The following is a 7,821-nucleotide window of genomic DNA, read 5'->3' on the forward strand; positions in this document are numbered from 1 at the left end:
CCTTTTCCGCTGCGAGATCCACGATCGAGCGTCCCTCCGGCGTCTCGTCGGCAAGGCTGGATAGCCGGGCAGCCTCGATGAGTTCGGTCCGCTCGACGTCGTGGGCGGGGAAGAAGTTGACCGCGCGGCGGTTGCCGTAGGTGATGGTGCCGGTCTTGTCGAGCAGGAGGGTGGTGATGTCTCCCGCGGTCTCCACGGCGCGGCCGGAAGTGGCCAGGACATTGTGCTGCACCAAGCGGTCCATGCCAGCGATGCCGATAGCCGGCACGAGCGCGCCGATCGTCGTCGGGATCAGGCAGACCAGCAGCGCCACCAGCACGATCGGCGAGGGCGTTGCCCCCGGCAGGGAAGCGAACGGCGCCAAGCTCATGGTGACCGCAAGGAACACGATGGTGAGCGAGACAAGGAGGACGTGAAGGGCGATTTCGTTGGGCGTCTTTTGCCGAACAGCGCCTTCCACAAGCTTGATCATCCGGTCAATGAACGTTTCGCCCGCCTCAGCCGTAATGCGAACGGCGATGCGGTCCGAAAGGACCTTGGTGCCGCCGGTCACGGAGGAGCGGTCGCCACCGGATTCACGGATCACGGGCGCCGATTCACCCGTGATGGTGGATTCGTCCACGCTCGCCAGGCCCTCGATGATCTCGCCATCGGAGGGGATGACGTCCCCTGCTTCGCACATGACGACGTCGTTCTTCCGCAGTTCCGTTCCCGGCACTTCCTTGAGGGTGCCGTCCTCCAGCCGAAGCCGGGCAACGACACCTTTCCTGCTGGCCCGGAGACTGTCTGCCTGGGCCTTGCCGCGGCCCTCGGCGATGGCTTCCGAGAGGGTTCCGAAAAGCACCGTCAGCCAAAGCCAGATTGTCACCGATATGCCGAACACTGCCGGCTTGAGGATGCAGATGGCCGTGCAGAGAGCCGCCCCTGCCAGCACGGTGAACATCACGGGAGAGTGGATCATCTGGCGTGGCCCCAGTTTCCGTACTGCAACCGGCAGCGCAGTCCGGATACTGGCAAGGTCCAGCTTTGCCGGTGCCTTGGTGTGGTGCTTGTGCTCTCCCGGAGTTCCCAGGGGATTTCCGTCTGCGTAGGTCCGGGCGGCGGTGTCCGTTGTGGACGGGGTCATTTGAGGAGTCCTTCTGCGAGGGGGCCCAGGGCGAGGGCAGGGAAGTAGCTCAACGCCGTCATGATCACCGTGACGGCGAGCAAGAGCGAACCGAAGAGCCAGCCATGGGTGGGCACTGTTCCGGCGGATGCCGGGATCCGGGGCTGTTTTGCCAGGGATCCTGCCAGGGCCAACACCAGCACGATGGGGAGATAGCGGCCAAGCAGCATGGCGATTCCCATCATGGTGGACAGGTAGGGGCCGGAGGTGGTGATACCGGCGAACGCGGAGCCGTTGTTGTTGGCTCCGGAGGTGAAGGCGTACAGCACTTCGCTGAATTGGTGCGGTCCGGTTGCAGGGGCGTTGGCAACGGCGTCCGGGAGAAGGACGGTGATTCCAGCCGTGGCCAGCACGATGACGGGCGTCACCAGGATGTACATGGCCGTGAGCTTCATTTCCCGTGGCCCGATTTTCTTGCCCAGGAATTCCGGAGTGCGGCCCACCATGAGCCCGGCGATGAACACGGAGACGATCGCGAGCATGAGCAGGCCATAGAGCCCCGACCCCGTGCCGCCCGGAGCCACCTCGCCGAGCATCATGTTGACCATGGCCACGCCGCCGGCCAAGGGCGGAAGTGAATCATGGGCCACGTTGATCGCTCCCGTTGAAGTCAGGGTGGTGGCCGTGGCAAAGATGGAGCTCTGCGCCGCGCCAAAACGCTGTTCAAAGCCCTCGCCCAAACCGCCGGCTGCCGCCGTTGCCGTTCCCGCAGCGCCGGCAACGGCCCAGCCCATCAGCAAGGTGGACGCCAGCCAGAGCATGCCCATGACACCGACTACTGTGTGCCCCTGCCGCTGGTCCCCCACCATGCGGCCATAGGCGTACGGCAAGGCAGAAGGAATGAGCAGGATCAAGAAGACCTCGAACATGCTGATGAAGACGTTCGGGTTCTCAAACGGGTGCGAGGAATTGGCGTTGAAATAGCCGCCGCCGTTGGTGCCGAGGATCTTGATGGCCTCCTGGGAGGCCACCGCCCCGCCGGGAATGGTCTGGGTGACGCCTGTTGCTTGGTTGACGACCTCGGTGGACCAAAAGTTCTGCACCACACCGCCAATCACCATCACGATGGCCGCGAGCGCAGCCATCGGAAGCAGTACACGGAACGAGGTGCGGGCAAGGTCCACCCAGAAATTCCCCAGCCTGTCAGTCCGGGTGCGAGCGATGCCGCGGATCAGGGCAATCACCACCACGATTCCGACTGCGGCAGAGAGAAAGTTCTGCACGGCCAGCAGGCACATCTGTACGAAGATGCCCATGGTGGTCTCGGGGACGTAAGTCTGCCAATTGGTGTTCGTCGCGAAGGAAATGGCCGTGTTCATGGCCGTCCAGGGATCCACGCCTGCCAGGGAATTGTTCCCTGGCAGGACGCCTTGGAGCCGCTGGAGCAAGAACACCACCAGGATGGACACTGCAGAGAAGACCAGGACACTGCGCAGGTAGATCGACCAGCTCTGTTCGGCGCCGGCATCCACTCCCGCGAGGCGGTAGAACAGCCTCTCCGCCCGTGATGACTTCTTGCCGTCAAACACGAGGGCAAGGTAGATGCCCAGGGGCCTGTGCACCAAGACCAACAGCAAGAGCAGGACAACCACTTGGGTGAGGAAGGAGGCAACGCTGAAAACCATCCCGCATCACCACTTTTCCGGGTGGATCAACACGGCCAACAAGTAGCCGAACAGACACAGGCCTGAAATGAACAGGACCAACCACATCACGGCGTCCGCGCTCATTGCCCGCTCACCGGCCCATCGCCGTCGACGATTTTGCCCAGAAGGTGGGCAATCCACATCACGATCCCCATGGACACCACGAAGATCCCCACAACAGCCACGTCGGCCATTGGAACGTCCTTTCATCCGCGCCCCGTTTGCGGGGCTGATGCCAGTCAACTCCCCGGCAGACGGCGAAAATCGGTTCCTGATGGTTCCTTAACACCGCAGGGCCGAATCTTGACGGCTTCTTAACAGGCGCAAAGTGGATTCCGGGAAATCGACGTTAAGGATTCATCAAGATCGGCTTCAACCAGCGAAAACACCTGTGGCCGGTGTTATGTTCAGCAATGATCGCGGTGCCTGCGCGTCGCGCGGAAAGGACACCATGACTACCTTGAGCAGGCCCCCGGCTGATCCTTCGGCCCCACGGCCCGGAGGCATGGCCTCCCTTCGGACATGGTTGCTGTTCGGACTGCAAGACTCCAAAGGATCCCACCAAGGACCTGGTGCGGTGGGCGATCCCCATCTGAAGAAGCATTCGTGGTGGCAGGTCATGTGCCTCACCGGCGTCGACTATTTCTCCACCCTCGGCTACCAGCCGGCCATCGCAGCCTTGGCCGCCGGAGTGATTTCGCCGTTGGCCACCATCGTCCTGGTGGCCGTCACGCTGCTGGGTGCCCTGCCTGTGTACCACCGCGTCGCAGGTGAAAGCCACCGTGGCGAGGGATCAATCGCCATGCTTGAGCGCCTCTTGCCACGATGGGGAGGAAAGCTCCTCGTCCTCGTTCTCCTCGGGTTCGCGGCAACGGACTTCATGATCACCATGACCCTCTCGGCCGCGGACGCCACGGCCCACGCAATCCAGAATCCACTCGCCCCGGGCTGGCTGCAGGGACAGAACATCCTGGTCACTTTGTTCCTTCTGGCCCTGCTGGCCGCAGTATTCCTGCGCGGATTCAAGGAAGCCATCGGCGTGGCGGTGGTTCTGGTCATCGTCTATCTGGGCCTCAACGTCGTGGTCGTGTTCTCAACGTTTGTGGAAGTGTTCGCACATCCGGTCGCAGTGGGTGACTGGTGGCATGCACTTTCCACTTCGCACGGAAACCCGTTCATGGTGATCGGCATCGCGCTACTCGTTTTCCCCAAACTCGCCTTGGGCCTGTCCGGTTTCGAGACGGGAGTCGCCGTGATGCCCCAGATCCGCGGACGTGCCTCGGACACGGAGGAAAACCCTGCCGGACGGATCAAGGGAACCCGCCGTCTCCTGACCACGGCCGCGGTCATCATGAGTTCGTTCCTGATCGCCACCAGCTTCACCACCGTTGTGTTGATTCCGGACCAGGAATTCCAAACCGGCGGCCAGGCCAATGGACGGGCCCTGGCATTCCTTGCGCACCAATATCTCGGCGTGGGGTTCGGCACTGTCTACGACCTGAGCACCATCGCCATCCTGTGGTTCGCAGGCGCCTCCGCCATGGCGGGGCTGCTGAACCTGGTCCCGCGGTACCTGCCGCGATATGGAATGGCACCGGGATGGGCCCGGGCAGTGCGCCCCCTCGTGTTGGTATTCACCCTCATCGGGTTCCTGATCACCTTCCTGTTCAACGCCGACGTCGACGCCCAGGGTGGCGCGTACGCCACCGGGGTGTTGGTGTTGATGACGTCGGCCGCCGTGGCGGTGACCCTCTCCGCCCGCCGTTTGAGGCAGCGCAAGCGCACCGTCGGATTCGGCGTCATCGCCCTTGTCTTCATCTATACGACAATTGCCAACATCTTCGAACGTCCCGAAGGCATCCGGATCGCCGCGATCTTTATCGTGGGGATTATCGTGATCTCCCTGCTTTCCCGGATCCGGCGCTCGTTTGAATTGCACGCGACCCACGTCCACCTGGACCGCCAGGCGCTGGAATTCATGTCCACCAACCTAAGTGGCCCGATTGCGCTCATCGCCCACGAACCCCTCCGCCTCACCGCGGAGGCCTACCGGGACAAACTCACCTCAGCGATCGAGGTCAGCCACATTCCGGTGGATTACCAGGCGCTCTTCCTGGAAGTGATTGTGGACGATTCCTCCGACTTCGAAACCGCGCTCGAAGTCCACGGCGTGGTTCGGCACGGACACCAGATCCTCGAAGTCCACGGCCCGGTGGTCCCCAACACCATCGCCTCGGTGCTGCTGCACATCCGCGACGTGACCGGCCTCATGCCGCACATCTACTTCCGCTGGACCGAAGGCAACCCGGTCATCAATCTCCTTCGCTTCCTGTTCCTGGGCGAGGGAGAGATCGCTCCAGTCACCCGGGAAGTGCTGCGTGAAGCCGAACCCGATGTCAGCCGCCGCCCGTGGGTCCACGTGGGCTAAGCGCGGCTACAAGGTGGCCTGACGGCGATGCCGTCAGGGCCGCTCAGGCACCTCGCCGTTCGCTACCGCTTCGATCCAGTCGACCGCCTCGTCCGAGAAATAGAACCCCGAAGGCCCGTTCTCACCAACCCACCAGGCATCGGAAGTAACAACACCTCCAACTTGGGCGATCTCGGCAAGCACCTCGGGGGACACTGCGTCGCCATTGTTCTCGATCAGCCATTCTTGGGTGGACGGCTTCAGCTTCGGCCACCAGTGCTCGATACTCATGGCCGAAGTCTGCCATGCCTGCCCCATTTGCTCGAGCCTTGACCGTTAAGAGAGTGCTAAATCTCCGCCCTGCCGCATATGGAAACCGTAAAGACCACCGGTGGCGGGTCCTTTCGGTGATCTGATCGAGTGAAGAATTCACGGCCACCCGGGCTGTGGACTGGTCCTCCGCAGGAGCTGACGTAAGCATGAAGCGCTTTGGCTTTACCCACGGAACGGCACCCGACACCACGGTTCCCGGCAGCAGCCCGATCGACTATGTTGTGGTCGACGACGTCGGTGATTTCTCGTACTATCCGTCCGAGGCCGCCATGCTCGACAACTTGGAATACGTTGACGAAGCAGCATGCATCCTTGACCGAGCCGGAAACGACTACCGCCTGACCATGGATAAGGACAGGCACCTGCGCCTGGGCCCTTCGTTGGGCACTGTCGAATTCAACTGGCTCCGCCAAGCGTGGACAACCAACCAACGTCGGAATATGCAGACCCACCCCTTACAACGGTTCTCCCCGGAAACGTTGGAAGCCCTCCTTGCCGGATTGTTTGAAATGCTTTACCTCGAACAATCCGGCAGGACCACGGATGCGCCGTGGGTGTTGGAGGTGGATGGCGAAGTAACCCATCCTGCGACGCTCCAAGAAGTCAACGGCCTCCTCACACGCGACGATCACCTCGAACGAGTCACGGTGCATGACCCATTCGGCCACGACTATCAGCCAATCCGACACGCAGGGCACCGCTTCTCCTTTCCCACCGGGAGGTCCATCTACTACGTCGAGGTTCCTGGGAGATTCAAGCGGGACGGCGTCCACCACTGAGGCCACCCGCACGGCACGCAAATACTTCTCCGCACTTGCGACATGAATCGTCTGCACGCGCCACACAGTAGGCATGAAGATCCAAACAGCGGCTGCGGTGCCCGTCGCGGATGGCATGTGGCTGCTTCTGACCCGGTGGCGGGACCAGAGCCTCGTTGCGCAGCTCAGGGCGCGGCAACCGGCACGCGGCGATTTGCTTCGTCAATAGACGCGATCCCCGAACCGATGGAGCCTTCCGAGAACGACGTCGTCGACCAAGTGCCCGTCCACGGGCGCCACCGGACCGAACCACTGAGGAACAAATGGCTGATCACCCTTTTCGCGAAAAAGATTCCAAACCTGCGTCATAAATTCCGGGTCCGGCCACTGTGTCTATATGGTCGGAAATATTTATGCTCGCGGGGAAGCCGGTAATGGCGCCTAGTACTACCTCTTCAATGGCCGACGCTGTCAGCGACAGTGAAATAATCGCCATGGTCCGCGGTGGAAACCTGGATGCGTATGACGGGCTGTACGCTCGCCATGTTTCCATCGCTTCTACCGTTGCCCGCAGGAACGTTGACAACCTCAGCGATGCCGACGACGTCGTCGCCGAAGCATTCCGGTCGGTCCTGCAGAGCCTGGTCGAGGGCAAGGGGCCTGAGCAATTCTTCCGTGGGTACCTGTTGTCCACGGTGACCAGGCTTTCCCATCATAGGAACCGGAATGCCCGCCGCGCCCTGCCGACCGCCGACGAGGCTGTTCTTGACCACAAAATGACACCCGGGGATCCGGTCGTCCAGGCTTTCGAATCCCATACCGTGGCCCGTGCCTTCCGATCACTGCCGGAACGATGGCAATCGGCCCTGTGGTACCTGGACGTGGAACGGATGAAGCCCGCCGTCGTCGCTCCGATCCTCGGGCTCTCGCCCAACGCTGTCTCCGCACTGGGCGTGCGCGCGAGGGAAGGATTGCGCAAACAGTATTTGCAGATGCACGTCAGCGAGATTCCGCAAGGCGCCTGCACGAAAGTCGTACCCCAGCTCGGATCCTATGTTCGCGGGGGCTTGTCCAAACACGCCGAGGCAAAGGTCCGGGATCACCTTGACGAGTGCGCCAAGTGCACGGCCGTGCTGCTGGAGCTCAGGGACGTGCAGGCAACCATGCGGGCCGTGCTCCTGCCATTGATGACAGGCGTCCCGCTGGCAGCATGGGGAAGCGGCGCCTCGGGGCTGGGCATTGCAGGGCAGTTTCCTTCAGCGCCGGTGGCATCCGGGATGACCCGGATCTCACAGCCTCTATTGATGTCTATCCTCGCTGGCCTCGCAGTAGGGCTGGTCGTGGCAGGGGTCGGTTTTGTCCAGGTCCTGGGTGGCCAGCCGGCGCCGCAGGGATATCAGGATGCCCGGATACAAACAACCGGGTCTGCCCGGCCGACGCCCGCGCCGTCCCGAGACCAGTCCCCCACCCGTGTTGCCTCCGAAGCGCTCCCGCCGCTTCCTGCGCTGCCGG

Annotated in this window: 7 protein-coding genes; 3 read left to right on the plus strand and 4 right to left on the minus strand. The window is 62.4% G+C overall.

Going from position 1 to position 7,821, the window contains the following annotated elements:
- From AHiyo1_RS12350 to AHiyo1_RS12360, 3 genes are all read right to left on the minus strand, one after another.
- Window positions 1-1,126: HAD-IC family P-type ATPase (locus tag AHiyo1_RS12350; protein ID WP_148667571.1), on the minus strand; the 1,126-nt coding region annotated here is incomplete at its 3' end.
- On the minus strand, window positions 1,123-2,790 hold the full coding sequence (kdpA, locus tag AHiyo1_RS12355) for a potassium-transporting ATPase subunit KdpA (RefSeq protein WP_059388764.1): 1,668 nt from the start codon (window positions 2,788-2,790) through the stop codon (window positions 1,123-1,125). The genes kdpA and AHiyo1_RS12350, both read right to left, overlap by 4 nt.
- Window positions 2,791-2,796: 6 nt before the next feature.
- A complete protein-coding gene (locus tag AHiyo1_RS12360) occupies window positions 2,797-2,895 on the minus strand; it encodes a potassium-transporting ATPase subunit F (RefSeq protein ID WP_113990652.1) in 99 nt (32 codons plus the stop codon).
- 367 nt (window positions 2,896-3,262) lie between these two features.
- On the opposite strand from AHiyo1_RS12360, the gene AHiyo1_RS12365 reads away from it, so the two are divergent.
- Window positions 3,263-5,239, plus strand: a complete 1,977-nt coding sequence (locus tag AHiyo1_RS12365) for a hypothetical protein (RefSeq protein WP_059388766.1) — start codon at window positions 3,263-3,265, stop codon at window positions 5,237-5,239.
- Window positions 5,240-5,272: 33 nt separating this feature from the next.
- Here AHiyo1_RS12365 and AHiyo1_RS12370 read toward each other — a convergent pair whose 3' ends face one another.
- Window positions 5,273-5,536: a hypothetical protein gene (locus tag AHiyo1_RS12370; protein WP_253257304.1), complete on the minus strand. Its 264-nt coding sequence runs from the start codon at window positions 5,534-5,536 to the stop codon at window positions 5,273-5,275.
- A 161-nt stretch (window positions 5,537-5,697) separates the two neighbouring features.
- Here AHiyo1_RS12370 and AHiyo1_RS12375 point away from each other — a divergent pair, with 161 nt between their 5' ends.
- Entirely contained in the window at window positions 5,698-6,330 is a 633-nt protein-coding gene (locus AHiyo1_RS12375; protein ID WP_059388765.1) for a hypothetical protein, read from the plus strand.
- A 437-nt stretch (window positions 6,331-6,767) separates the two neighbouring features.
- Window positions 6,768-7,821: zf-HC2 domain-containing protein (locus AHiyo1_RS12380; RefSeq protein ID WP_216363195.1), on the plus strand; the 1,054-nt coding region annotated here is incomplete at its 3' end.

This window comes from Arthrobacter sp. Hiyo1, assembly GCF_001263615.2.
In the GTDB taxonomy this organism is placed as follows: domain Bacteria; phylum Actinomycetota; class Actinomycetes; order Actinomycetales; family Micrococcaceae; genus Arthrobacter.

Bases quoted from the DNA above. Each gene is read 5' to 3' on its own strand.
- AHiyo1_RS12370 (WP_253257304.1), bottom strand. From the start codon at position 5,536: ATGGGGCAGGCATGGCAGACTTCGGCCATGAGTATCGAGCACTGGTGG.
- kdpA (WP_059388764.1), bottom strand. From the start codon at position 2,790: ATGGTTTTCAGCGTTGCCTCCTTCCTCACCCAAGTGGTTGTCCTGCTC.
- AHiyo1_RS12360 (WP_113990652.1), bottom strand. From the start codon at position 2,895: ATGAGCGCGGACGCCGTGATGTGGTTGGTCCTGTTCATTTCAGGCCTG.
- AHiyo1_RS12365 (WP_059388766.1), top strand. From the start codon at position 3,263: ATGACTACCTTGAGCAGGCCCCCGGCTGATCCTTCGGCCCCACGGCCC.
- AHiyo1_RS12375 (WP_059388765.1), top strand. From the start codon at position 5,698: ATGAAGCGCTTTGGCTTTACCCACGGAACGGCACCCGACACCACGGTT.